The sequence below is a fragment of the Streptomyces sp. DT224 genome (assembly GCF_049844595.1).
In the GTDB taxonomy this organism is placed as follows: Bacteria; Actinomycetota; Actinomycetes; order Streptomycetales; family Streptomycetaceae; genus Streptomyces.
Window position 1 is genome coordinate 261,761 of sequence record NZ_JBNCLI010000002.1, and the last position, 25,965, is coordinate 287,725.

At 73.2% G+C, this 25,965-nt stretch carries 21 protein-coding genes; 11 read left to right on the forward strand and 10 right to left on the reverse strand.

Translation table 11 applies throughout. The features are described from left to right. Positions 1-6: 6 nt before the first annotated feature. Positions 7-882: a carbon-nitrogen hydrolase family protein gene (locus tag ACLQ2N_RS04900; protein WP_425809383.1), complete on the reverse strand. Its 876-nt coding sequence runs from the start codon at positions 880-882 to the stop codon at positions 7-9. Between the two features lie 236 nt (positions 883-1,118). Here ACLQ2N_RS04900 and ACLQ2N_RS04905 point away from each other — a divergent pair, with 236 nt between their 5' ends. After that, positions 1,119-2,030 carry a LysR family transcriptional regulator gene (locus ACLQ2N_RS04905; protein WP_425809384.1) on the forward strand — a complete coding sequence of 304 codons (912 nt, stop codon included), beginning with the start codon at positions 1,119-1,121 and terminating at the stop codon, positions 2,028-2,030. Between the two features lie 89 nt (positions 2,031-2,119). After that, entirely contained in the window at positions 2,120-3,481 is a 1,362-nt protein-coding gene (gene hisD, locus ACLQ2N_RS04910; RefSeq protein ID WP_425809386.1) for a histidinol dehydrogenase, read from the forward strand. A 79-nt stretch (positions 3,482-3,560) separates the two neighbouring features. Here the strand turns inward: hisD (ACLQ2N_RS04910) and ACLQ2N_RS04915 are convergent, their stop codons facing one another. Next, entirely contained in the window at positions 3,561-4,559 is a 999-nt protein-coding gene (locus tag ACLQ2N_RS04915) for a LacI family DNA-binding transcriptional regulator (RefSeq protein ID WP_425809388.1), read from the reverse strand. Positions 4,560-4,799: 240 nt separating this feature from the next. Between ACLQ2N_RS04915 and ACLQ2N_RS04920 the strand changes: the two genes are divergently transcribed. From ACLQ2N_RS04920 to ACLQ2N_RS04950, 7 genes are all read left to right on the forward strand, one after another. Then, positions 4,800-5,939 carry a cupin domain-containing protein gene (locus ACLQ2N_RS04920; protein ID WP_425809390.1) on the forward strand — a complete coding sequence of 380 codons (1,140 nt, stop codon included), beginning with the start codon at positions 4,800-4,802 and terminating at the stop codon, positions 5,937-5,939. Positions 5,940-5,944: 5 nt separating this feature from the next. Then, entirely contained in the window at positions 5,945-6,682 is a 738-nt protein-coding gene (locus ACLQ2N_RS04925) for an alpha/beta fold hydrolase (RefSeq protein ID WP_425809392.1), read from the forward strand. Between the two features lie 47 nt (positions 6,683-6,729). Continuing rightward, positions 6,730-8,040: a histidinol dehydrogenase gene (hisD, locus tag ACLQ2N_RS04930; protein WP_425809394.1), complete on the forward strand. Its 1,311-nt coding sequence runs from the start codon at positions 6,730-6,732 to the stop codon at positions 8,038-8,040. Beyond that, positions 8,037-8,810 carry an SDR family NAD(P)-dependent oxidoreductase gene (locus ACLQ2N_RS04935; RefSeq protein ID WP_425809396.1) on the forward strand — a complete coding sequence of 258 codons (774 nt, stop codon included), beginning with the start codon at positions 8,037-8,039 and terminating at the stop codon, positions 8,808-8,810. Before hisD (ACLQ2N_RS04930) ends, ACLQ2N_RS04935 begins: the two co-directional genes overlap by 4 nt. Then, complete coding sequence (locus ACLQ2N_RS04940) at positions 8,807-9,592, forward strand: HpcH/HpaI aldolase family protein (RefSeq protein WP_425809398.1); 786 nt, start codon at positions 8,807-8,809, stop codon at positions 9,590-9,592. The genes ACLQ2N_RS04935 and ACLQ2N_RS04940 overlap by 4 nt, the downstream gene beginning before the upstream one ends. Before the next feature lie 296 nt (positions 9,593-9,888). After that, positions 9,889-10,887, forward strand: a complete 999-nt coding sequence (locus ACLQ2N_RS04945; RefSeq protein WP_425809400.1) for an ester cyclase — start codon at positions 9,889-9,891, stop codon at positions 10,885-10,887. A gap of 349 nt (positions 10,888-11,236) precedes the next feature. Continuing rightward, positions 11,237-11,821 (forward strand): TMEM165/GDT1 family protein, encoded by a 585-nt coding sequence (locus ACLQ2N_RS04950; protein WP_365683646.1) that lies wholly within the window; start codon positions 11,237-11,239, stop codon positions 11,819-11,821. A 68-nt stretch (positions 11,822-11,889) separates the two neighbouring features. On the opposite strand, the gene ACLQ2N_RS04955 is transcribed toward ACLQ2N_RS04950, so the two are convergent. The 7 genes from ACLQ2N_RS04955 to ACLQ2N_RS04985 form a co-directional block, all read right to left on the reverse strand. Next, a complete protein-coding gene (locus ACLQ2N_RS04955; RefSeq protein WP_425809402.1) occupies positions 11,890-12,390 on the reverse strand; it encodes a methylated-DNA--[protein]-cysteine S-methyltransferase in 501 nt (166 codons plus the stop codon). Further along, on the reverse strand, positions 12,387-13,877 hold the full coding sequence (locus ACLQ2N_RS04960; RefSeq protein WP_425809404.1) for an AlkA N-terminal domain-containing protein: 1,491 nt from the start codon (positions 13,875-13,877) through the stop codon (positions 12,387-12,389). Before ACLQ2N_RS04960 ends, ACLQ2N_RS04955 begins: the two co-directional genes overlap by 4 nt. Before the next feature lie 96 nt (positions 13,878-13,973). Beyond that, positions 13,974-15,686 (reverse strand): aldehyde dehydrogenase family protein, encoded by a 1,713-nt coding sequence (locus ACLQ2N_RS04965; protein WP_425809406.1) that lies wholly within the window; start codon positions 15,684-15,686, stop codon positions 13,974-13,976. Beyond that, positions 15,683-17,023, reverse strand: a complete 1,341-nt coding sequence (locus ACLQ2N_RS04970) for an MFS transporter (protein ID WP_425809408.1) — start codon at positions 17,021-17,023, stop codon at positions 15,683-15,685. Before ACLQ2N_RS04970 ends, ACLQ2N_RS04965 begins: the two co-directional genes overlap by 4 nt. Positions 17,024-17,052: 29 nt before the next feature. After that, positions 17,053-17,976: a TauD/TfdA dioxygenase family protein gene (locus ACLQ2N_RS04975; RefSeq protein ID WP_425809410.1), complete on the reverse strand. Its 924-nt coding sequence runs from the start codon at positions 17,974-17,976 to the stop codon at positions 17,053-17,055. 171 nt (positions 17,977-18,147) lie between these two features. Then, positions 18,148-18,750: a TetR/AcrR family transcriptional regulator gene (locus tag ACLQ2N_RS04980; protein ID WP_425809412.1), complete on the reverse strand. Its 603-nt coding sequence runs from the start codon at positions 18,748-18,750 to the stop codon at positions 18,148-18,150. Between the two features lie 62 nt (positions 18,751-18,812). Then, a complete protein-coding gene (locus ACLQ2N_RS04985; protein WP_425809414.1) occupies positions 18,813-20,333 on the reverse strand; it encodes a class I adenylate-forming enzyme family protein in 1,521 nt (506 codons plus the stop codon). Between the two features lie 73 nt (positions 20,334-20,406). Between ACLQ2N_RS04985 and ACLQ2N_RS04990 the strand changes: the two genes are divergently transcribed. Beyond that, positions 20,407-21,024: a TetR/AcrR family transcriptional regulator gene (locus tag ACLQ2N_RS04990; RefSeq protein ID WP_425809416.1), complete on the forward strand. Its 618-nt coding sequence runs from the start codon at positions 20,407-20,409 to the stop codon at positions 21,022-21,024. A gap of 24 nt (positions 21,025-21,048) precedes the next feature. After that, positions 21,049-22,707: an acyl-CoA dehydrogenase family protein gene (locus ACLQ2N_RS04995; RefSeq protein WP_425809418.1), complete on the forward strand. Its 1,659-nt coding sequence runs from the start codon at positions 21,049-21,051 to the stop codon at positions 22,705-22,707. Between the two features lie 27 nt (positions 22,708-22,734). Here the strand turns inward: ACLQ2N_RS04995 and ACLQ2N_RS05000 are convergent, their stop codons facing one another. Then, complete coding sequence (locus tag ACLQ2N_RS05000; protein ID WP_425809420.1) at positions 22,735-25,941, reverse strand: ATP-binding protein; 3,207 nt, start codon at positions 25,939-25,941, stop codon at positions 22,735-22,737. Positions 25,942-25,965 lie beyond the last annotated feature (24 nt).

Genomic DNA, 25,965 nt, shown 5'->3' on the forward strand with positions numbered 1-25,965 from the left:
GGCGGCTCAGCCTTCCGCGCCGCGCCGCCAGCTCTCCGGATCGATCCGTCCCGCGTACAGGGGGAGAGCGATCGGCGACCGGCCGGCCTCGAACGGATCCCACACCCGGGTGAGACCCGCGGTTCCCCGCGTGCGCACCCGGCGGGCCTCACCGAGATCGAGTACGTCCGTCAGGACCTCCTCCGGGCCCGGCCCTGCCTCGGCGCGCACGTTCCCCTCGGGATCCACGACGACGCTGCGCCCGACACCGTCCGGAGCCGCCGCGTTGAGGCTGGCCATGAACACCTGGTTCACGATCGAGTTCGCCTGGGCGAGGACGACTTCCTGAGCTCGGTCCACGGTGGGCGTACGCACCAGGTTGAGTACGAGGTCGGCGCCCTGCCACGCCAGGTGGCGGGTGACCTCGGGGAACCATGCGTCGTAGCAGATCGTCAGGCCCACGCGCCCGTGGCCCGCCATGTCGAAGACCACGAAAGCGCCGCCGGACGCGGTCGTCTCGTACGGCCGCCACGGAAAGATCTTGCGGTACTCCGCGACTCGTTCGCCCGTGGGCGCGTAGACGGGTGCCGTGTTGTAGATCCGCCCGTCCGCGCCTTGCTCGTACACGCTGCCCGGAACCAGCCAGATGCCCAGTTCGCGTGCGAGGGCGGCCAGTGCGGTGCCACGCGGCCCGTCCAGGGGCTCGGCCGCCGCGTGCATCACGGTCTCGGGGTCCTCGCCCGGCCGGTGACCGCACAGGTGCAGTTCCGGGTAGGCGAGCAGCCGCACACCGGGGTGCGCCGCGACCACGCGGCGTACGTCCGTGGCGAACGCGCCCGGATCATCCGCGGCATGGTGCAGGGCGGCCGTCTGTACGAGCCCGATCGACAGGGGGGTGGTCATCGCTGGGTCAGCCTTCCGCGCTGAGTGGGATCCGGGGGACACGGTCGAGCCAATCACCGCGTCGGCCACGGGACAAGCCCCCTCATCCCAGCGGTATCCACAGGAAGAACCAGGACCTCGATGACGGCTTCACCTGCCCCCGCGCCGCCCTCCCCCCGAAGGCACCGTGGTAGAACGAGGTCGTCGCGGCCGTGCGACTCGGACGCGGTCCACCGACTCGACAGGACAGGCATCGGATGACCCTCAACCAGCTGAGGGCCTTCGTCGAGGCGGAGCGGCTCGGGTCGTTCACCGCGGCGGCGCGGGCCATGGACATCGCCCAGGCGTCGGCCTCCGAACTGGTGCGCCGGCTCGAAACGGAGCTGGACGCCGAACTGTTCGCGCGCGGCAGCCGGACCCTGACCCTGACCTCGGCCGGCCAGGAGCTCCTGCCGTTCGCCCAGCAGGCGGTGGAGGCCGCCGAGAGCGGCACCCGGGCGGTGCGTTCGCTCGGTTCGCTGGGCGGCGGGACCGCCACGCTCGGCGTGCTCCGCAACGCGGACTACTACCTGCTCTCCGACCTCGTCCGGCTGTTTCACGCCCGCTATCCGTCCGTCCGGGTGCGGCTGGTGGGCCAGAACTCGGCCGAGACCGCGTCGGCCGTGGCCGCGGGACGCATCGAGGCGGGTCTCGTCGTGCTGCCGATCGATGACGAAGGGCTGGTGGTGAGGCCTCTCCTTCGCGACGAGGTCCTCTACGTCAGCGCGAGCGAGGAGCGCACCCGCACGCCGGTGACCATGGAGGCTTTCGCCGGAGCGCCCCTGGTGCTCTACGACGCTCATTACGGGTGGCAGGATCCCACCCGGCGTCAGCTGGCGGAGCGGGCCCAGCTCGCAGGCCTCCGCATCGATCCGCTGATCGAACTCGAACACGTCGAGGCAGCTTTGAAGCTCACCGCCGCGGGGGTGGGGGACACGATCGCCAGTCGGGCGGTGGTCGCCGGCCCGGCGTTTCCGCCCGGTCTGCGCACGGCCCCCTTCGCGCCCCCGCTCTTCGACACCATCGCCCTCGTCAGGCGGCAGGGGCATCCTCTGTCCAGGGCCACCAGAGAGCTCGTCAGGATCGCCGAGGACACCCTGCGCGAGCTGCGGACCGACCTCGGTCTGTGACCTGCCCCCTCAAGGACAGGAAAACCCTGTGGTTGTGACAGGATCAGACCCTCTAGTCCTGTGGCAGCGTGCCGTCTAGCGTTCCTGCCATGCAGATCACGCACGCCGAAGCACAGGCACTTCCCCCTTTCCAGTGGCTCAAGAAGCCGGCCGTGGACGGTCCTCCCGCCCAGCGCGACCCCAAGGTGGTCGAGCGCGTCTCCCAGATGCTGACGGAGATCGAGAGCAGGGGCATGGACGCGGTGCGCGCCTACGCCGAGGAGCTGGACGGCTGGTCGGGCGACCCGGAGATCGGTGCCGCCGAACTGAAGAAGTCGGGCGACGCCCTTCCGCCGGACGTCCGCACCGCTCTGGAGATGGGTTACGAACGCACCCACCGATTCGCCGCCGCGCAGCGCGAGCACCTGACGGACTTCGAGATCGAGGTCGCTCCCGGTGTGGCCGGCGGCCAGCGCTACGTACCCGTGTCGCGGGTCGGCGCGTACCTTCCGGCCGGCCGTTTCCCCCTCCTCGCCAGCGCCTTCATGACGGTGAACGTGGCGAAGACCGCCGGCGTCCCCACAGTCCTGGCGTGTACACCTCCCTCCGGTGAGCACGGGGCGCACCCCGCCGTGCTGTACGGCGCCTACCTGTCCCGCGCCGACCGCGTGTTCGCCCTCGGCGGCGTCCAGGCGCTCGGCGCCCTGGCCTTCGGCCTGCTCGGCGAGGCTCCGGTCGACATGCTGGTCGGCGCGGGCAACGCGTTCGTCACCGAGGCCAAGCGGCAGCTGTTCGGCCGGGTCGGCATCGACCTGCTGGCCGGCCCCTCCGAGGTCGCCGTCATCGCCGACGACAGCGCCGACCCGGTCTGGGTGGCGGCGGACCTGCTGGGCCAGGCCGAGCACGGCCCCAACTCGCCCGCGGCCCTGATCACCACGTCCGAGCGGCAGGGGCGGGCCGTCATCGCGGAGATGGAGCGCCAGCTGGCGACCCTGGCCACGCGCGACATCGCGGGACCGGCCTGGCGCGACTTCGGCTCCGTCATGGTGGTGGCCGACCGGGCCGACGCGGTGGCCGTCGCCGACGTCATCGCTCCCGAGCACCTGGAGGTGCAGACCGAGGACGACGACTACTACCTGGAGAACCTCTCCAACTACGGCTCGCTGTTCATCGGCTCGTGGTCGACGGTCGCCTACTCGGACAAGGGCATCGCAGGCACCAACCACGTGCTGCCCACCGGCAAGACCGCCCGCTACAACGCGGGGCTCTCCGTCTCCCGGTTCCTGAAGCCGCTGACCTACCAGCGCGCGTCGAAGGAGGGGACCGCGTCCCTGGCCCCCGCCGTCGAACGCATCTCGGCGTTCGAGGGACTGGCGGCCCACGGCGCCACCGCGACGCTCCGCATCGACCGGATCGGCCGGACCTCCGGCGCGTTCGACGGCCTCCCGGCCGCTCTGCGCGACCAGCTCTGACCTCTCGCGTGCCGCCGCGCCACGGGTGCGGCGGCACGCAGGCGGTCATCCGCGGCCGGCCCGTCGGAGGCGCGGCGGCTCAGCGGGCGCGGGCGTGGGTGGCCCGGCGGACGAACTCCGTCGGCAGAACCACGCGTTCGCCGGCGGGGTCCACGTCCTTGGCGATCCGGCGGACCAGCAGGTGGGCCGCCTGCCGCGACAGCTCCCGCAGATCGTGCCGGACGGTGGTCAGCCGGAACACCTCCCAGGCGGCCATCGGAAGGTCGTCGAAGCCGATCACGGTGAGGTCGTCGGGCACGCTGACGCCCGCCGCCATGGCAGCGTTCAGGACCCCGATGGCGACGACGTCGTTGCCGCAGAACACCGCCGTCGGCGGCCGGCCGGCCGCGAGGAGCGCGGGCAGCGCCCGGTATCCGGTCTCGTACTCGAACGCTCCGCGCACGACCCGTTCCTCCGGCAGCCCCACCCCCGCCTCGGCGAGGGCCAGACGAAAGCCCAGTTCCCGCTCGCGGCCCGTCGTGGTGTTCGGAGCACCGAAGACGCCGGCGATGCGCCGATGCCCCAGGGCGAGGAGCTCCCGGGCGACGAGCCGCCCGCCGCCCTCGTTGTCGACGACGGAGGCGAAGTCGCCGGCCCGGCCGGTGTCCCGGTTGAGGAAGACATAGGGCATGCCCCGGCGCTCCAACTGGTCCGGCAGGCGGGATTCGGTGGTGGCGGTGGCGAGGACGACGCCGTCCATCGACTGATCGAGGAGCTTCTCCTCGGCGACCGCCTCGTCGGAGCGCTCGGTGATCAGCATCATCCGGTAGCCGAGGCTCCCCAGCTCATCGTGAAGCGGGGCGATGACGTGCGGGTAGAACGGGTTGGTCAGGTCGGTGACGATCACGCCGACCCGCCGCGTAGCACGTGTCGACAGGGTGCGTCCGGCCTCGCTCGGTACGTAGTCGAGGGCCTCGGCGGCCCGTCTGACCTTCTCCCGGGTGGCCGGGGAAACCCGGGGATCATCGCGCAGGGCGCGGGAGACCGTCGGCTGCGAGACACCGGCCAGCCTGGCCACGTCGTGACTGGTGATCCCCATGGGCGCTCTCCTCGTCGCAATCGGCGCCGGTCCGAGGGCGCACGCCTTATCAGTATACGTATGTCATGCCCGTGTCCGGGGCGCCCGCCGTCCGCTGCGGAAACACGCCACCAGACCCTGCCCGCCGGGCAGCATCTGGGCACAGGCGCAAGAAAAAAATGAATCACCCTTCCCTCTTGACATCCCACCGCCCGCCACATGTCATAGGTATGCATACGTATACACAAGCGAGGAGCGGCCATGCCCGAGACCGTTGTCACCCCCAGCGAGCTGGCACGCCGTACCGTGCGTCGCAGCGACTTCGTCTCCTGCAACCAGGCATTCATCGACTGCCGCACGCCCGGGTCGGACCGCAAGGAGAACTACGCGATGATCGGGCCGGGGGTCTCCCAGGCAGCTGGTCAGCACGTGAACCTCCGGCTGCCGCACGGCTACAACATCGGCGCCGCCGCGATGCCGCACGGCATCACCAACAACCTGCACCTGCACTACACGGCCGAGGTCTTCGTCTGCACCGAGGGCGAGTACCTGCTGCGCTGGGGCGCCGACGGCACCGAGGGCGAACTCCTGCTCAGGGCCGGCGACATCGCCTCCATCCCGACCTGGATCTTCCGTGGGTTCACCAACACGGGCCCGGACAACGGCTGGATGTTCACCGTGCTCGGCATGGACGACACCGGCGGCATCATCTGGGGCCCTTCGGTGCTGCGGGAGGCGCGGAAGCACGGCCTGTACCTCACCGCGGACAACACACTCGTCGACGCCGTGGCGGGCGACACCGTGCCGCCGGAGTCCGAGCTCGTCACACCCCTGGCGCAGGAGCACCTCGACCGGCTGCGCAGCTACACCCCGGACGAGATGAAGCGCCGGATCGCCGCAGCGGACGAGCTGGTCTTCTCCGACCGTCCGTTCCTCGACAGCACGCTGCCCGGTGGAGGTGCCCGACTGAGCTGCGTCATCGGCTACGGCATGACCGAGGACCCGCACCAGGAGCCGCGCGTCTTCAACCCCCACGGGCACAACGTCGCCTGGCTGCGCGCCGAACCCGGACAGGGCGTCTCGGCGCACCGCCAGCACGAGACCCAGACCCTGATCGTGAAGGACGGCCTGTGGGAGGTCACCCTCAACCGCACCGATTCCCTCTCGGTGCGCCTCGGTCCCCGCGACATGATCTCCGTGCCGCAGGACGCCTGGCGCTCCGTGCGCAACGTCGGTGACGAGCGGGGCGACCTACTGGTGGTCAACTCCGGTGACGGCCGTGTCCGCCTGGAATGGGACGAGGAAGTGATCAAGAGCGCCGCGGACGCGGGTCTGGGCATCGACCACAACGGGTACGTCGCCCCGTACGCGCTGCTGCCCCGTTCCGCGCGCTCCCGGTGACCCGCGTGCCGAACGAGGACACCGCGGGCCCTCTGCCTCTCGTCGTGGTCCCGGGCATGCTGTGCAACGCGGACCTGTGGAGCGAGGTGGCCTTTCCCGGCGGCCATGACGTCCACCATGTCGCCCTGCGCCGGCCGGACGTCGGCGCGCTCGCCGAGGACGTACTGGCAGCCGTGAAGGGCCCGTTCGTGCTCGTCGGGCTCAGCCTGGGCGCCATCGTCGGGTTCGAGGTGCTTCGCCGGGCGCCCGGACGCGTCGCCGGCCTGTGCGTCATGGCGACGAACGCGGCGGCACCGCGCCCCGAGCAGTACACCGCCTGGCAGGAGTTGGACGAGCTGATCTCGGCCGGCCGGTTCCCGGACGCCGTCGAACGGACGCTGCCGGACATGTTCCCCGACCGGAGTCCCACCCCCGAGGGGGCGCGCCGCTACCGCGAGATGGCGCGCTCCGTGGGCGCCGACGCGGCCCGGGCCCAGCTCGCCGCACAGGCGACCCGCTCGGACGCGGCCGAGGTGCTGCGGGCGACCCGCTGCCCCAGCGTCGTCCTGGGCGGGGCGCGCGACACCCTCTGCCCGCCGGCCTTCCACCGCCGCGTCGCCGACGCCGTGCCCGGAGCCCGTCTGACGCTGCTGCCCGACGCGGGGCACCTGCTGCCCTGGCAGCAGCCCGGCGCGGTGACGGCCGCACTGCGTGACCTGGTGGCGGCCGCCTCCGTCGCGGGGGCCTCCGCCACCTCCCTCTGAACACCGTCCGACCTGTCTCCCCCACCCCCACCCGGAAGAGAGCCGTCATGCCCCGACACCTCAAGTCCCCCGTCGCCGCCGCTCAGGTGACCCGGGCCCGAGCGGACGTCAGCGACCGCGTCGCCGCCATCCTCGACGACATCCGTGCGCACGGCGACGAAGCGGTCCGCCGGTACTCAGAGCAGTTCGACGACTGGAGCCCCGCGGAGTTCCGCCTGAACCCGGACGAGATCCGGCGGATCGTGTCCCAGGTGCCCGACACCGTCCTGGACGACATCCGCTTCGTTCAGCAGCAGGTCCGCACGTTCGCCCGGGCCCAGCGGGACGCGCTCGCCGACGTCGAGATCGAGACGCTGCCGGGTGTCCGGCTCGGTCACCGCCACGTCCCCGTCTCCGGGGCCGGTGCCTACGTGCCCGGCGGCCGCTACCCGCTGACCGCCTCCGCGCACATGACCGTGGTGACCGCCAAGGTGGCGGGCGTACCGCGCGTCGCGGCGTGCACCCCTCCCATCCGCGGGGAGATCCCCGCCGCGACGGTCGCGGCGATGCACATGGCCGGCGCCGACGAGATCTATCTGCTGGGCGGGGTCCAGGCCGTCGCGGCGCTCGCCCTCGGGACCGAGACCATCAACCGCGTCCCGATGCTCGCGGGTCCGGGCAACGCCTACGTGGCCGAGGCCAAGCGGCAGTTGTTCGGCGAGGTGGGCATCGACCTGTTCGCCGGTCCGACCGAGATCCTGGTGATCGCCGACGACCACGCGGACCCGTTCGTGGTGGCCGTCGACCTGCTGTCGCAGGCGGAGCACGGCCCCGATTCCCCGGCCGTCCTCGTCACCACGTCCGAGGAGCTGGGCCGCGAGGTCGAGCGGCACATCGAGCGTCTGCTGCCCGGCATGCCCACCCGCGACTTCGCCGCGCCGGCCTGGCGCGACCACGGTGAGATCGTCGTCGCCGACACCCTCGACGACGCCTTCGAGATCGCCGACTCCTACGCGAGCGAGCACGTGGAGGTGCTGACCGAGGAGCCGCGCCAGGCACTGGAGAAGATGCGGGACTACGGTGCGCTCTTCCTGGGCGAGGGCACCTGCGTCTCCTACGGCGACAAGGTCATCGGCACCAACCACGTTCTGCCCACTCGTGGCGCCGCCCGCTACACCGGCGGGCTGTGGGTCGGCAAGTACCTCAAGACGGTGACGTACCAGGAGGTCACCGACACCGCGTCCTCCGCGCTGCTCGGCGAGGTGTGCGGCCGGGCCGCCCGGGTCGAGCTCTTCGAGGGGCACGCGCGCTCCGGTGACGTCCGGGCCGCCAAGTACGGCAAGGGCACGCTGCCGTGGAACGAGGGGAACGTCGCATGACGGGGCGCCCCTCTCCGCTGGAGGGCCGCACCGCCCTCGTCACCGGCGGCGGCAGCGGCCTGGGCCGGGCCGTGACCGGGTCGCTGCTCGCCGACGGAGCACGGGTGGTGATCACCGGCCGCGACGAGACGGTACTCAAGGAGACCGCGGCGCGCTTCGGGCCGCGCGTCACCCACCGCGTCTGCGACGTCTCCCGCCCGGACGACGTCGACGGACTCGCCCGGAGCCTGGCCGACGAGGAGATCTCGGTCCTGGTCAACAACGCCGGCATCGCCGGCCCGGTGGCCCCCCTCACCGAGATCGATCCGCGCGACTGGGACGAGGTCTTCGACGTGAACGTGCGCGGGGTGTTCCTGATGTGCCGGGCCTTCCTGCCCGCCATGACCGCGCGGGGCGCCGGCGACATCATCAACATCGCCTCGGTGTCCGGCAAGCGCCCGCTGCCGCGGCGCACACCGTACTGCGCGTCGAAGATGGCGGTCATCGGCCTCACCACGACCCTGGCCGGCGAGGTCGGCCCCCTGGGCGTGACCGTCAACTCCCTGTCTCCCGGTCCGGTGTCCGGGCCGCGGATGGAGCGCAACTTCCGGCTGGAGGCCGAGCGCACCGGCACCACGTACGCACAGGCCGAGCAGGCGTTCGTGGGACGGTCCGCCCTGGGCCGCATGGTCACCGAGGACGAGGTGGGCGAGGCGGTCAGCGCGATGCTGCGCATGCGCGGTCTGTGCGGGGCCGATATCGACCTCTCCGCGGGGATGGTGGCCCGATGACGGCACCCACCCCGGCACGGCGCAGCCTGAAGCAGCGTCTGGCGGCCGGCGAGCGGTTGCGGGGCGCCCTGCTGCGGCTCCCCTCGGAGACGCTCGTGGAGATGGCGGGGGTCGCGGGCCTGGACTACGTGGCCATCGACTGCGAGCACGGGCCCGCCGACACAGCCCTGCTCCAGCAGCATCTGACAGCCGCGGCGGCACACGGGCTCGACGTCCTGGTCCGCGTGGGCTCGGACGAGCCGGCGTTCGCCCTGCGCTGTCTCGACCTCGGTGCCGCCGGGCTGATCCACCCGCACGTGGACGGCCCGCAGGACGCCCGCAGGGCTGTCTCCGTCAGCCACTATCCGCCCTGGGGGGAGCGAGGCTTCGCCACCTACAGCCGAGCCGGTCGCTTCGGTACGGTCACGGCCGCCGACCATGTGGCGGCGTCCCGCGAGACCCTGGTCGTGGCGATGATAGAGACGCGGCGCGCCTGCGACGCCGCCGACGCCATTGCCGCCACCGAAGGGGTGGACGCGGTCCTGGTGGGCCCCGCCGACCTCGCCGTCGACTGCGGCTTCCCGGAGCCCGCGACGGTCGACGGCCTGATCGCCCGGGTCCATGAGGCCGCCCGGGCCGAAAAATGCGCGGTGATGACGATCGTGCCGGGCCTCGAGGCCGGGGCGGCCGCCGAAAGCCGTGGGGCCCAGTTGATCCTGTTCAACATGACCCACGTCCTGATGGACGCCTTCCGCTCGCTCGCCGCGCCGCGGGCGACAGGGGCTGCGAAAGACTTCACCTGACAGTCCCGACAGCCCGCGAGGGGGCCGCCGCCCGGGAACCGGGCCCCGTCGCGACTCTTCGAAGCCACCAAAAGTTCATACGTATGCATGACTTTTCCCGCGTCATCGGAGCGGCCGTGTACGCCACTCCCGCCGCCGCCCCACTTCGCCCGACCCGGACGAGTGGAGCGACACACCACGAGCCATAAAGCTCACGGCGGCCGGGAGCCGGACCCCAGCCGCCCTGGACGCGTCCTGGCCGATTACTCTCCTGACATCCCTCTACATACGCATTCACGCACTGGAACGGAAGCACCATGACCCTGGACCCCGTCGCATACCTCCCCTACAAGGACCCGGACGACTTCATCCGTGAGGTCACCGACCGCATCTGGGTCGACCGCGACATCGCGCACATCGTCGACAACTACGAACCCGACTCCATCGTGCACACCAGCCTCGGCACCGTCGTCGGCCGTGACGGGGTCATCGAAGGCAGCACGATCCGCATGGGCAGCGCCCCGGGCCACATCGGCCAGGCCGAGGACGTGGTGTGGGAGGCGCGCGGGGACGACGCGTTCCTCAGCAGCCACCTGGTCTTCTCCGCCGACGAGCACCTGGTCGACGGCCGCAACATCCGCATCCGCAAGCGCACGGTGGCCAACTGCCTGTACCGGCGCGGCCGGATGGTCGAGGAATGGGTCGTACGCGACGACCTGGCCGACTGCCTGCAGAGCGGCCAGGACCCGGACGAGGCGGCCGCCAAGCTGACCTTCCAGGGGTACAGCGGCTCCATGCTGGAGGAACCGCCGCGGGACGTCCTGCTGGAGGGCGTCAGCGGCGCCCGCCCGGACGAGTTCCGCCCGGAGTGCGAGATGGTCCTGCGGTTCATCGACGAGGTCTGGACGCAGCGCCAGCTCAACAAGGTCCACGACTACATGGACCGCGACCTGTTCCTCCACACGATCGGCGACCGGACGGTCATCCGTCCCGAGCGTTACCAGAGCGACCTGCTCGCCATGGTCGGCCCCTTCCCCGACGCCCGGTTCGCCGTCCGCGACATCCAGACGAACCACTCCCCGCGATACGCCGGACTGCGCGTGGCCGTCCTGTGGACGATGCACGGCACCTACCGCGGCGTCCCCGCCTTCGGCCCGCTCACCGGCCGGCCGGTGACGGTGCTGGGCGTCTCGCAGTTCCTGATCCAGGAGGGCCGCATCGTCAAGGAGGTGCGCGTCTACGACGAGATCTCGCTGCGGGCGCAGATCAACGCCGCTCGTGGGGACGGCCCCGAGGTGGACGCCAACATCTACTGACGCTCCGCGCATGGGCCTCCGTCCCGCGGCGGCGCTCCACGCCGCGTGCGGACGGGGCCCGCACGGCCACGGCCGCGTACAGGACCCGCGACGCTCCCCCGCGGACATGCGGTAACATGAACGGCTGCGAAGGGGAGTAGCCCCGCAAACCGGTCGTCGACACACTGGAGCCTCGCGGCTCCCGGTGGCCGGGCTCGTGGATCATCACGGGTGGGCGAGACCTTCGGTCAGGTATGACACGCCCACGCCCTGTGGGCGGTGCCGTCATGCCGGGCCGAGTGGTCCTCCGAAACGCCGACCGGCACTTCGCGGAGACCCGGGGCCCGGCTCGTACAGAAAGCCACCCGGAATGCATCTCGACCCCCTGGCGATCATCACCGCTTTCGGGCTGATCTTCCTCGCCGAACTCCCGGACAAGACGATGTTCGCGTCGCTCGCCATGGGCACGCGCATGCGCCCGCTCTACGTCTGGTTCGGCACCTCGTCCGCGTTCATCGTGCACGTCGCCATCGCGGTCGGTGCGGGCGGGCTGCTCGGTCTGCTGCCCGACTGGATCGTCAAGCTGGTCTCGGCCCTGCTCTTCGCCTTCGGCGCGTTCATGCTGCTGCGTGGCGGCGGGGACGACGAGGACGACGAGACGGGCCCGAAGACGGTGACCGGGTTCTGGCCGGTGTACTCGACGGCCTTCATGGCGGTGTTCATCAGCGAGTGGGGCGACCTCACGCAGATCACGACCGCCAACCTGGCCGCGAGCAACGGCACCTGGTCCACCGCGATCGGTTCCGCCGCCGCCCTGATGTCCGTGTCGGCGCTGGCGCTGCTCGCGGGCCGGTTCATCGCGAAGCGCGTACCGCTGAAGACCGTGCAGCGCATCGGCGGGCTGTGCATGCTGGGCCTGGCGATCTGGACGGTGACCGAGATCTTCACCGGCTGAGCCACGGGAAGTGCCGGACGGCGATGGGCCCCGCACGCGGGTGTGCGGGGCCCATCGCCGTACCCGCGTCAGAACAGCGCCGGGGTGCTCGCCTGCGTACCGTTCTCGAACGCCAGCAGGCGCTGTTTGCGGTCCAGCCCGCCGCCGTAACCCGTGAGGCCGCCCGAGGCCCCGATCACCCGGTGGCAGGGCACGATGATGCCGACCGGGTTCTTCCCGTTGGCCAGGCCCACCGCCCGGGAGGCCCCGGGCTTGCCCAGGTTCTCGGCGAGTTCGCCGTACGAGCGGGTCTCGCCGTACGGGATGAGCCGCAGCTGCTCCCAGACGCCGCGCTGGAACGGGGTGCCGTCCAGGTGCAACGGCAGGTCGAAGTCGCGCAGCTCGCCGGCGAAGTAGGCGTCGAGCTGGCGGATCGCCTCGGTGAAGGGGCGGGGGTCCGGCGTCCCGAAGGTCTCCTCGGGGGGCCGGTGGCGCTGGCCGGTCATGTAGAGGCCGGCGAGGACGCCGTCGGTGGCGACGAGGGTCAGCGGGCCGTAGGGGCTGTCGGTGACGGTGTGCTGCCGGGTCACGGGGCACTTCCTTCCGTGTCCGGGAGGTGGTTGATGGGGTGGTCGTCGACGGTCCAGAGGTACTGGACGGCGTACGCCCGCCAGGGGCGCCAGCCGGCCGCGCGGGCGGTGAGGGCGGCCGGCGTGGAGGGCAGCCCGAGGTGCTGGGCGGACCTGCGGATGCCGAGGTCGGTCGGGAGGAAGGCGTCCGGGTCGCCGAGGGCGCGCATCGCGATGACCTCGACGGTCCAGGGGCCGAACCCGGGCAGCGCGGCCAGTTCGGTGCGGGCCCGCTCCCAGTCGGAGTCGGGGCCGAGGCGCAGCGAGCCGTCCGCCAGGGCCTGGACGAGGGTGGTGAGCGTGCGGCGGCGGCTGCGCGGGAGGGCCAGCCGCTCGGGGTCGAGTCCGGCCAGCGCCTCCGGGTCCGGGAAGAGGTGGGTGAGCCCGCCCTCGGGGTCGTCCACCGGGGTGCCGTGCGCGGTGACCAGGCGGGCGGCGTGGGTGCGGGCGGCGGCGGTGGAGACCTGCTGGCCGAGCACGGCGCGGACGGCGAACTCGGCGCCGTCGACGGCCCTCGGCACCCGGCGGCCCGGTGCCGCGTCGACCAGCGGGGCGAGCAGGGGGTCGGTGCACAGCTGCTCGTCGACGGCGACCGGGTCGGCGTCCAGGTCGAGGAGCCAGCGGCACCGGCTGATGGCGAGGGTCAGGTCGCGCGGGTCGGTGAGGGAGAGCCGGCAGGCGATGTGGCCGGGGCGCGGGGTGAGGGCGACGATGCCGTGGCCGTGCGGCAGGGCGAGGGTGCGGCGGTACGCGCCGTCGCGCCACTCCTCGACGCCGGGGACGGCGGTCGCGGCGAGGTGGCCGAAGAGGTTGCTGGGGTTGAGCGGGGCGCGGTACGGCAGGCGCAGCGTGATGACGCCCGGGGTGACGGGTGTGGGCGCGGTGCGGGCGGCGCGGGCGCGCAGTTCGCCGGGGGCGAGGGCGAAGACCTCCCGGACGGTGTCGTTGAAGGTGCGTACGGAGGAGAACCCGGCGGCGAAGGCGACCTCGGCCATGGGCAGGGCGGTCGTCTCGATGAGCACGCGGGCGGTCTGGGCGCGCTGGGCGCGGGCCAGGGCGAGCGGTCCCGCGCCCAGCTCGGCGAGCAGCTGGCGTTCGATCTGGCGGGGCGAGTAGCCGAGGCGGGCGGCGAGGCCGGGTACGCCTTCGCGGTCGACCACGCCGTCGCGGATGAGCCGGATCGCGCGGGCCACCGAGTCGGCGCGGGCGTTCCACTCCGGGGAGCCGGGGCTGGTGTCGGGGCGGCACCGCTTGCAGGCCCGGAACCCGGCCTGCTGGCAGGCGGCCGCGCTGGGGTAGAACGTCATGTTCTCGGCCTTGGGCGGCACGACGGGGCAGCTCGGGCGGCAGTAGATCCGGGTGGTCAGGACGGCGGTGAAGAACCACCCGTCGAAGCGGGCGTCCTTGGACCGGACCGCCCGGACGCAGCGCTCGGTGTCGGTGTGCATGGTTCAAGGATGGGCCACCGGCGGGGGCGGGGGCTGGCGGAAATCCGACATGGGCGTGGGGCTGCCTGGGACTGCCCGGCGCCCATGTCCTTTGGATCAGCCGAGGAGCGCCGAGGCGAAGATCCCCGGAAGCCGGGTCGCCTTCGGGTCGGCCGTGTACGCGGTGAGCCGTTCCATGGTCGTACGGCCGGTGCGGTTGGTGACGTAGTACGGGGGGCGCGGGGACAGGGACGGGGAGCCGGTGAACAGGCCGCGCGGGGCGGGGGCGAAGGGGGCGCGCACGACGGTCTTCTCGACGTGCTCCAGCATGAACGCGTTGTGCACGAAGCCGACGCCGCTGCCGATGTCCTGGCGGCTGTGCCCGGGGAAGGCGCCCCAGGGGGTGTACCCGAGCAGGAAGCCGAAGGCCGACCAGCAGTTGACGCCGAGCGTGCCGTAGCGGAGGCCGGCGACCGCCTCCTCGACCGCCCGGCGGTGGGCGCGTTCGGTGCGGGGGTGGACGAGCAGGGTCGCGCCGAGGGTGCCGGGGAGCCGGTCGTTGGCGAACTCCGTGGCCGCGCGCAGGAAGGCGGGGGCGTCGGCGCCCGGCAGGCGTACGACTCCGAGGGCGCTGGCGAACACCTCGATGTCGAGCATCGGGTCGCCCTCGTCGGTGATGTCCGGGACCAGGAGGCGGCAGGCGCCCTCGCCGTGGGTCTCGGCGTCCGGGTGGGCGCGGACGACCGCGTCGAGGCGGTCGGCGGCGCCGGGGTAGTAGTCGGCGCGGGGCGGCAGTTCGCGCAGCACCCGGCGGATCTCGGCGAGCAGCCGCTCGGTGCCGTCCCACGCGCGGGGGACGACGAGGATCTGGCTGGCGACGCAGTTGTGGCCGGAGTTGTTCATCTTGCTGGTGACGATGTGCTCGGCCTGGAAGCGGAAGTCCGCCGCGCTCCACGGCCCCGGGGCCACGATGCAGGGGCTGACGCCGCCGAGTTCGCTGGTGAACGGCTTGTCGTTGAGCGGGGTGTCCTCGCTCCTGCGCCGCTCGGCCTGTTCGTCGGTGCCCCAGACGATCGCGTCGTGGGTGCGTTCGCTGCCGGTGACGTGGATGGTGCCGACGCCGTCGTGGGTGGTGAGGTAGGCACCGGTCTCGGCACCGCCGTCCACGAAGCGCACCCAGCCCTGCTCGATGAACTCGGCGAACACCTTCTCGAAGTGCGGGCGCAGGTAGGCGTTGACGGGGTTCATCTTGGCGAGGACGACCTCGCCCTCCGCGTACAGCTTGTGCAGGATGTCCAGCGGGGTGATCGCGGGGACGTTGCCCGCGCCCAGGACCAGGGCGACGGCCGGGCGTCCCGGGCGGCCCCGGTACTCCCCCGCGGCGTCGGCCAGCGCCTGCGCCCGGGTGGTCCCGGGGAGGGTCCAGACCTCGGCGGTGAACCCGCTCAGCAGGAGGCGGTCGGAGCCGGTGGCCGGGAAGACGTCGACGAGTACGCGGCCCTCCCGTTCGCGGACGGCCTTGCGGTCGACCGGGTCCTGTCCGGCGGCGAGCCTGCGCAGCACGTGGAGGTAGGCGCTCACCGTCTGGGCCAGCGCCCAGGGGGCGGTGACCCAGTCCTCGGCGGCCCAGGCCGAGTCGGCGGCGTACCCCTTCGCGGCGGCGGCGTCGGCGACCATGGCGGGCGCGGCCTCGGCGATGCGCGGGAGCATGCGCTCCAGGAGGCGGACGCGCTCGGTGAGCGGGGTGGCGGTCCAGGTGCCGGCCCGGTCGCGCAGGCCGGCGACGGCGAGGTCGAGCGAGCTGGTGTCGAGTGCGGGGGCGGCGCTCACGGGCGGGCTCCTTGGGTGGGTCCGGTGGGGGAAGTGTCAGCGGTCGGGCGGGCGGCGTCGCGTGCCGGGTCGATGAGCCAGAAGGATGCCGCAGCCCCCAGGACGAGGAGAAGACCGGAGAGCACGACGGCGTTCTGGTAGCCGCCGGTCCCCTGGGCGTCCACGAGGGCGCCCACGACGGCCGGGGCGGCCAGTCCGGCCATGGTGACCAGCGCGTTCATGACGCCCAGCGCGCCGCCCGCCCTGTTCGGCGGGGCGAGTTCGCTGACGGTGGTCGCCGCTACGGCCGCGTACGAACCGCCGAACCCGAAGCCGAGGGCGATCAGCACCGTCTTGGCCGTGGCGCCGTCCGCGAGCGGGACCGCCAGGCAGCACAGGGCGCCGAGCGCGAGCAGCGTGCCGCCGACCCAGCCCCGGGCGCGGCGGCTGCCGACGCCGCGCCGCATCAGCCGCCCGGTGACACCGGCCTGGGCGAGCAGGACGACGGCGCCGATGGTCCAGGGCGCGACGACGACGGTGCCCGCTTCGCCGGCGGTGTAGCCGAGGGCGTTGCGCAGGTAGGACGGCAGCCAGACCAGCATGAGGGCGACGGTCCAGTAGCTGGTGAAGTAGGCGAAGGTGGCGCCGATCCAGGTGCGGCTGGTGAGGATCGCGCGGTACGGGACCCGGGCGGCGGGCTCCTCTTCGCGTACGGGCTTACGGTCGGTCCCGACGCGGTGTCCGCCGTCGGCGCCGAACGCTTTCCAGACAGCGGCCCACACCAGGCCCACGCCCGCCAGCACCCACAGGGCGGTGCGCCAGCCGTGGTGCTGGATGACCCAGGACAGGCCGGGCGCGGAGGTGATCACCCCGAGCGTGACGCCCAGGGTGATCAGGGCGCCGGGCAGGTTGCGCCGGTCGTTGGGGAACCAGGCGAGGGTGGCCTGCTGCGCCACGGGGAAGGCCGGCCCCTCGGCCGCGCCGAGGAAGACCCGGGAGGCGACGAGGACGGCGAGGCCGCCGCCGATCGCGGCGGGCACCTGGGCCACGGACCAGAGCAGCGCCATGAGCAGCAGCAGGACCTTCGGCGAGACCCGGTCGGCGGCCAGGCCGACGAGGACGGCCGCGACCGAGAAGAGCAGGAAGAACGCGCCGTTGACGAGGCCGAACTGAGTGGCGCTCAGATGCAGGTCCGCGCGGATCTCGTCGGCGGCGAGGCCGAGCACGGACTTGTCGGCGAAGTTGACCATCATGAAGACCACGAGGAGCACGGTCACCGTCCAGGCCCGGTTACGGGTGCCGACGGGTGCCACCGCTTCGGTGGGGTGCTGGGGCCGTTCGATCGGTGCCGCGGTCATGGGATCTCCCGGGAAGAGGGGCGGAGGGGTCAGGAGAGCGGTACGCCGGCGATGGCGATGCGCTCCATGACCCGGCGCTGCGGGAAGTAGTCGTTGATCGCGTAGTGCTGGGTGGCGATGTTGTCCCAGATGGCGATCGAGTCGGCCTCCCAGTGGAAGCGGACCTGGTACTCGGGGATGCGGGCCTGGAGCACCAGGATGTCGAGCAGTTCGCGGCTCTCGGCGTCGGACAGGCCGTTGATGCGGGTGGTGAAAGGCTCGTTGACGTACAGGGTCCTGCGGCCGCTGCGCGGGTGGCGGACGACGACGGGGTGCTCGACCTGCGGCCAGGACTTACGGAACTCGGCCTTCTGCTCGTCGTTCATGAGCGCGCCCCAGCTGGGGGCCCAGTCGTGCACGGCGGTGAGCTCGGCGATGCGGGCCTTGAGGTCGTCGGGCAGGTTGTCGTAGGCGGCGGCCATGTCCGCCCACATCGTGTCGCCGCCCGCCCCCGGCACCTCCACGGCGCGCAGCACGGAGCCGAGCGCCGGGTTGACCATGAACGAGTGGTCGCTGTGCCAGATGTTCTTGTTGCCGGCGGCCTTGGCGTCCTTGGCGAGGCGCGAGACACCGGCCGTGCCGGTCTTGGGGAAGAACGGGTTCGGCTCGGGCGGACCCCAGACGCCGGACAGGGCGAGCTGGTGCTCGGCGGTGAAGCCGGTCTGCTTGCGGAAGAAGATCACCTTCCACTCCAGCAGGGCCTGGCGCAGTTCCTCGGCGAGTTCTCCGGTGATCGGGCGGGTCAGGTCGACACCGCCGAGCACGGCACCGAAGTGCGGGGTGAGCGGACTGATCTCGACCTGCCGGTACGTGGCCGGCTCGGCGCCGGGAGCGAGGCGTTCGAGGGTCCGGCTCCCGTAGTGCATGAGCGGCTTGTCCAGGACCGGCCTGGGGTTCGTGACAGCGGTCTGCATGGGTGTCCTCCCGACGGCGGGCCAATTACGTAACCAGCAGTATCGATATGAGGTTGCGGCGGGGCAAGGGGTGCGGCGCATTGATTTCCCGGGGATTTTTTCGGTCCATTCGGTGACCGTTCCGGGCATGCCGAAGCGCCCGGCGGCGGGGCCGGGACAAGGCGCACGCGGTTACGCCGGGGCGGCGACCGCCCGGCCGATCAGGTCCACCACGGAATCCACCAACTCCTGATCCGGCAGGCGCTGTTCACCGACCATGCGGAAGAGCAGGGGCGCGGCGACGAGCGTCGCGGCGGCGGCGATGTCGACGTCGGCCCGGACGTCGCCACGCGCCACCCCGCGCTCCAGGAGGTGCCGGGTCTCGCTCATCACGCGGGCCGTGTAGTCGCGGTACGCGCCCGGCTCGGCGCCCGCCTCCGACGCGGAGCCGATCACGCCGGCGAGCAGCCGCGCGACGCCCGGCTGCCGGTACGCCTCCATGCGCGCCGTCAGCACGGCACGCAGCTCGGCCCGGAAGTCGCCCATGTCGGGGACGGTGAGCGGGCCGATCCGGGTCTCGGCGGCGGCGAGGACGAGGTCCTGCTTGGTGGCCCAACGCCGGTACATGGCCGGCTTGCTGACGCCGGCCCGGGCCGCCACCGCGTCCATGGTCAGCGCGCCCATGCCGTCCTCCGTCACCAGCGCGACGACGGCGTCCAGCACGGCCCGGGTGACGCGCTCCTCGCGGGGTCTGCCGGGGCCCCGCCGCGCCTTGGTCACCTGTTCGTCGGCCATGTGCCGACCCTACGCGGACCGGCCCCGCCGTTCGCCGCAGGGGTGCGGGGCCGGTCCGGCGCTCAGCGGGTCAGCTCGTCCCGTAGGACGTGCTTGGTGATCTTCCCGGACGGCGTGCGGGGCAGGCCGGGGCGCAGGACGAGCTCGCGGGGCACCTTGTAGCGGGCGATCCGGGTCTCCAGCCAGGCGCGGACGCCCTCCAGGTCGAGCGAGGCGCCCTCGCGCGGGACGACCACGGCGACCACCGTCTCGCCCCACTGGGGGTGGGGCCGGCCGACGACGGCGACGTCCAGGACGTCGGGGTGGCCGCGCAGGGCGCCCTCCACCTCCTGCGAGGCGACGTTCTCGCCGCCGGTGATGATCACGTCCTTCATCCGGTCCACGACCGTGACGAACCCGTCCTCGTCGACCCGGCCCAGGTCCCCGCTGCGGTACCAGTCGCCCGCGAACACCTCGGCGGTGGCCTTCTCGTCGTCCAGGTAGCCCACCATGCGGGTGTCGGAGCGCAGCCAGATCTCGCCGGTCTCCCCCGCCCCCGCGTCGGCGCCGTCCTGGCGCACGACCCGCAGCTCGACCCCGGGCATACCGCCCCTGCCGATCGCACCGGCCTTGGCGACCTGCTCGGCGGGCGGGAGCGAGGCGCCGACGGGGCCCGTCTCGCTCATCCCGTACACCTGGTGGAAGTCCTCGGAGCCGTACGCCTTCATCAGGCGGCGGGCGGTGTCCGCGTCGAGCGGTCCCGCGCCGTAGATCCAGGCCCGCACGGACGAGAGGTCGTACGAGGCGAAGTCGGGGACCGCCCGGGTCGGCGCGATCAGCGCGATCGGGGCGGCGAACATCGCGGTGACGCGTTCGCGCTGGATGGTCTCCAGCATGCCCCGGGGTTCGTACTCGCGCTGGAGCACCACGGTGCCGCGCGTCAGCAGCGTGCCCATCACCCAGTTGTTGAGCGGGGAGGCGTGCCAGACGGGCATGCAGATCAGGAACCGCTCGTCGCGCCGGAGCGGGATGGCGGCGGCGGTGTAGGCGGCCGTCAGGGTGATCGTGCGGTGGGTGTGGACGCAGCCCTTCGGGGTGCCGGAGGTGCCCGAGGTGTACAGGATCTGGGCGACCTCGCCGTCCGTCCCCGGCTCCTCGGCGAACGGCTCGGCGGCCGCGATCCGGGCCTCGAACGCGTCGGCGGGCAGGGTGTCCGGCTCGGCGTCGGGGTGGCTGACCAGCCAGGTCACCTCGGCGCCGGCGGCGGTGGCGCGCTCGCCGATCTCCGCGTCGACCACAGCGATCCGGGCCCCGCAGTGGGTCAGCTGGCGGGCCACCTCGGCGGTCTGGAGCTTGTGGTTGACGGGGACCAGGGTGGCACCCGCGTACCAGGCGCCGAACGCGGCGAACAGGAAGGCCGGGGTGTTGTACGTCATCACGGCCAGCCGGTCGCCCGGCCGGAGACCGGCCTCCCGCAGCACGGTCGCGGCACGGCGGGCCGCGTCGGCGAATGCCCGGTAGGACCACCGCTGCTCACGGTAGACGACCGCTTCGTGGTCGCCGGCCGAGCGGACGGCGCTGTCCAGCAGGGTACTGAGGTGCATCACGTTCTCCTGACGAGCCGGACCGTGCGAACGGGCCATGGCGGGAAACTCTGAATGATGGTTCACTTCTTTCATGGCCTACCGCAAGACCCCAGCCGAAATCAGTCGGCTCGAAGCAGCCAGGGAGCATCTGATCGCCGCCGCCACCTCGGTGGTCACGGAGGTCGGCTGGTCGCAGGCGTCGGTCACCGCCGTCGCCGACTCGGCCGGCATCGCGGCCGGCTCCGTCTACCAGCACTTCGCCTCCAAGGCGGCCCTGGCCGTCGAGGTGTTCCGGCGCGCCGCCGGCCGCGAGGTGGAGGTGCTGGGCACGGTGCTTCACGAGCCGGGAACACCGGTCGAGCGGCTGGCCCGGGGCGTCGAGGTCTTCGCCCGCCGCGCCCTGGAGAACCGGGGCCTGGCCTACGCGCTGCTCGCCGCCCCGGCCGATCCGGCGGTCGGCGCCGAACGCCTCGACTACCGCCGCCGCTACCGCGCCCTGTTCGCCGAGGTCGTCCACGAGGGCATCGAGGAGGGCCTGCTGCCCCCGCAGAACGGCGAGATCACCGCCGCCGCGCTCACCGGCGCGGTCGGCGAGGTCCTGGTCGATCCGCTCGGCGCCGGCGACGGCGAGACCACCGAGGCGCTGCTCACCGAACTCGTCGCCATGGCCCTGCGCTGCGCGGGCGCGCCGCCCGCCCAGCAGCCCTGACACCCCTTCCACCAGGAGGTTACCGTGCCCGAAACCGCCGCGCCCCGCTCCCACCCCACCGCCGCGACCCACGAAGTGACCAACCAGGCCCCGCCGTTGACCGGGCACGACGTGGCCGACGACGCGGTGCTCCTGGAGGGCCTGCGCCGCGAGGGCGCCGAGTGGCACACCGAGGAGCTGCACCGGCTCGGCCGCCTCGCCGGCAGCGCGCAGGCCCAGGAGTGGGCCGAGCAGGCCAACGTCAACGAGCCCGTGCTGCGCACCCACGACCGCTACGGCCACCGCGTGGACGAGGTGGACTTCCACCCCGCCTACCACCACCTGATGAACGCCTCGGTGGGCGCGGGCCTGGCCGGCGCCGCCTGGGCCGACGAGCGCCCCGGCGCCCATGTGGCGCGCGCGGCCGGCTTCATGGTGATGTCGACGCTGGAGGCGGGCCACCTGTGCCCGGTCTCCATGACGTACGCCGTGGTCCCGGCCCTGCGGCACGCCCCCGACCTGGCGAAGACCTACGAGCCGCTGCTGACCAGCAGGGTGTACGAGGCCGGGCTGCGCGCCCCCGCCGAGAAGCCGGGGCTGCTCGCGGGGATGGGCATGACGGAGAAGCAGGGCGGCACCGATGTGCGCGCCAACTCCACCGCGGCCACCGAGGCGGGCGACGGGACCTGGCGGCTGCGCGGGCACAAGTGGTTCACCAGCGCTCCGATGAACGACCTCTTCCTGGTCCTCGCCCAGGCGCCGGGCGGGCTCTCCTGCTTCCTGGTGCCGCGCGTCCTGCCGGACGGGAGCCGCAACACCTTCCGCATCCAGCGGCTCAAGGACAAGCTGGGCAACCGGTCCAACGCCAGCAGCGAGCCCGAGTTCGACGACACGGTCGCCTGGCTCGTCGGCCCCGAGGGCAAGGGCGTGCGCACCATCATCGACATGGTGACGATGACCCGCCTGGACTGCGTCATCGGCTCGGCCGCCGGCATCCGCGCCGCGCTCGCCCAGGCCGCCCACCATGTGCGCCACCGCTCGGTGTTCGGCGCCAAGCTGATCGACCAGCCGCTGATGCGCAATGTGATCGGCGACCTCGCGGTCGAGTCCGAGGCGGCGACCACGCTCGGGCTGCGCCTCGCCGGTGCCGCGGACCGGGCCCAGCGGGGCGACACCGGGGAGCGGGCATTCCTGCGGCTGGCCACGGCGGTGTCCAAGTACTGGGTGTGCAAGCGCCAGCCGGTCGCGGTCGCGGAGGCGCTGGAATGCCTCGGCGGCAACGGCTACGTCGAGGACTCGGGCATGCCGCGCATGTACCGGGAGGCGCCGCTCAACGGCATCTGGGAGGGCTCGGGCAATGTGAACGCGCTGGACCTGCTGCGCGCCCTGGCCCGGGAGCCGGAGTCGCTGGACGCCTTCCGCGCCGAGGTCGAGGCCGCCTCGGGGGCGGACCGCCGGCTGCACGCGGCCTGGCAGGAGCTGCGCGGCGAGCTGGTCCTCACCGAGGACGCCCCGCTGCGGGCCCGCCGGCTCATCGAGCGCGCGGCGCTGGTGCTCCAGGGCTCGCTGCTCGTCCGGCACGCGCCGGCGGCGGTCGCCGACGCGTTCTGCGCCTCGCGGCTGGCCGGGGACCGGGGCCTCGCCTTCGGCACCCTGGCGCCGGGCACCGACTTCGCGGGGCTGCTGGAGCGGCTGCCCGCGTAAGTACTCCGTGACGGAGCCGGACCGCCCTCAGTGGGCGTCCGGCTCCGTTTCCATGAGCGCCCGCACCTCGGCCGCGTGGACCGCGCCCGCCGGGTAGGGCAGGGCCCGCGCCAGGTCGTCGGCACGTGTCAGCGCCTCGCGGGCCGCGCCGGCGTCGCCGAGCCGGTGCAGGGCGAGGGCGAGAACCGTCCGCGCGTCCGCCTCCGCGATGCGCTCGCCCGTCCGGGCGGCGCGGGCCACCTCGTCGGCCGCCAGCCGGCGCGCCGGTTCCGGGCGGTTGCTGCGCAGCTCCGCCCAGGCCGCGAGCACCGGCGCGTCCGCCTCGTGGCCCTCCAGGGCGCGCCGGGCGTGGCCCGGAAGCCCGTCGCGCAGGGCGAGTTCGGCGCGGGCCGCCCGGACCTCGCGGCCCGCCTGCCGGTCGAACAGACCGGGTGACGCCTGCGCCCGGTCCAGCAGGGCCGCGGCGCCGGCCCGGTCCCCTGTGCGCATACGGACCAGGGCGAGTGCCGCCTGGGTGTACGGAAGGCACCAGGCGCCGTCCTGCTCGGCGCCCGCCACGGCAGCCTCGGCCAGAGCACGAGCGGTGTCGAACTCCCGCAGCAGCAGCCATAGTTCGGCCAGGTTGGCCCGCTCGAAGGCCGCCCCCGCGGGATCACCGGACTGCTCGGCGAGATCGAGCGCCCGCTGCCCGTGGGCCACGGCCTCGCGCAGCCGGCCGCCCCGCCGCTCGTTCTCGCGCAGGGTCGAGAGCACCGAACCGAGCAGGGTCGGATCGCCGTACGCCTCGGCAGGTGCCAACGCCAGGTCGGCCGCCTCACGGGCCTCGTCCAGCCGGCCGCTCAGCCCGAGCACGCTGGCCCGCTGCGAGTGCGCCCGGGCCCGCAGCCCCTCCCCCGGCCTGCCGTTCACCCGGCGCGCGGCCACGAGGGCCTGCTGGGAGGCGGCGTGCGCGTCCTCGTACCGCCCCTGGATGCGGCACAGCACGGCCAGGGCGAGGAAGTGGCCGGAGGCTGCTTCCGGCGGGGTGTCCGCGGTGACCGGGTGCGCGGCCAGCACGCGCCGGCCGGCATCGGGGCGGCCGGTGCGCCCGAGGGTGTCGGCGAGCCAGGCCGCCGCGAGCACGATGTCCTCGTGGTCGCCGCGCCGGACGAACTCGTCCAGGGCGAGGCGCAGCACCTCGGCGGCCTGGGCGAAGTTGCCCATGCGGCGAAGGACCTGGCTGTGGGCGAGGCGGGCGCGGGCGGCGTCCACGTCGAGCCGGGCGACCAGGTCGCGGTAGTAGCGGTCGGCGGTGTCGTTGGCGAAGAGGGCGGCGGCCCGGGCGGCGGCCCGTCGCAGGTACTCGGCGGCGCGCGGATCGTCGGCGCGGGTGAAGTGCGAGGCGAGGGTGTCCACGGCGTCGGGGCGGCGGCGGAGAACCGCCTGCGCGAAGGCGCCGTGCAGCTGTCGGCGGCGGAGCGCGGACAGCTTCTCGTAGCAGGTGAGGCGGACCAGCGGGTGGCGGAAGGTCAGCCCCGCCTCGTGCTGTCCGCCGACCACGATGTCGCGCTCCTCGATCAGCGAGGCGGCCATGGCGCGCTCCAGCGCGTCGGTGGCGGCTCCCCCGGTGACGGCGGGGTCCAGCCCGTGGGCGGCGACGTCGAGCAGCTCCGACAACGATGTCTCGGGTCCGGCCACGGACAGCGCCTCGACGATTCTCCGCGTGTCCTGGTCGAGTCGGCCCAGCCGCTCCGCGACCAGCTGCCGCACCCCGTCGGGGGCCCCGGTCCCGGCGCCCTCGGCCAGCCCGTGGGCGAGTTCCACGGCGAACAGGGGGTTGCCCAGGGACAGTTCCCAGACGCGGTCCGTGGCACCCGAGACCTGTCCGGGGGTCAGCTCCACCGTGTCGCGTACGACGGCGAGGCACGCCTCCTGATCCAGCCGCGGCACCTCTTCGCGAGCGGCGAGCCCTTGGCGGACCAGGGAGGACAGGCCCGTACGGCGCGGGTCGCCGTCGGGTATCTCCTCCTCGCGGTACGTCACGAGGAAGCGCCAGCCGCCGGACTGCGCCGCCCGCCGGGCGAGGTGGCTCAGCAGCTGGAAGGAGCCCAGGTCCGCCGCGTGCAGGTCGTCGAGCACGATGAGCAGCGGCTGCATGGAGGCCAGCTCGCCGAGCAGGCCGGCGGTGGCGCGGAAGAGGCGGTCGCGCTCCTCCTCGGGGCTGCGCTGGGAGTCGGCGCGCACCCGGCCCAGGGCGGGCAGGAACGCGGCCAGTTCGGGGTACTCCCCGCCGACGCGGGCTCGTTCCGCCTCGTCGCGTTCGGCCAGCCAGCCGTCCAGCGCCTCGGCGAACGCCCCGTACGGCGTGTGGCCCTCCGCGTCGTGCCCGCCACCCCACAGGACGGCCGTGCCGGAGGCCGCCGCCTTCCGGGCCACCTCGCCGACCAGCCGTGTCTTGCCCACGCCGGCCTCTCCGGTGAGCAACCGGACGACCGGGGTGCCGTCCACCGCGAGCAGCCGGTCCAGCTCGGCGGAGCGCCCGCGCAACGGGGTGGCGGCCGGGGCCCGGAGGGAGGCGGGCAGGGAGGGCGCGGTCGGCGGTCCGGTGGGCTCCGCGGCGAGCGCGGCACGGTGCAGGCGCTCGGTCTCGGGGCCCGGCCGCACGCCGAGCTCGGCGTCCAGGGCCGCCCGGCAGACGTGGTACTGGCGCACCGCCCGCCGCCGCAGCCCCAGCCGGGTGAAGGCATCGATGAGTATCTGGTGCGCCGGCTCCTCGGCCGGGTTCGCCGCGAGGACCTGCTCCGCGACGGTGACGGCCTCCTCGGTGGCGCCCGCCTCCAGGTGGGCCGAGGCGAGCCCCAGGAGCAGCTTCTCCTTGAGCTCGGCGAGTTCGAAGCGCCGGCCCTCGGCCCAGTCGGCGTAGCGGTCGTCGGGGAGCAGTTCGCCGGAGAACAGCTCCAGGGCCCGGGCGAGGGCGTCCGCGTCGCCGGTGGTCAGGGCGGCGCGCGCGGTGTCCTGCGCGTGGTCCACGTCGACCCGGACGGTACGGGGGTCGAGGCAGAGCAGGGGCCCGTCCGAGACCAGGTAGGAGGACGCGGCGCGGGAGGCGAGTTCGGGCTCCAGGGCGCGACGCGCGGCGTGGAGGGCGACGCGCAGGCTGCCCTGGGCGGCCTGGGGATCGGAGTCGGGCCAGCAGATCTCCATCACCTGCTCGCGGTGGAGCCGATGCCCGGGTACGACGGCGAGCAGCTTCACCAGCGCCTGTGCGGTCAGTCTCGG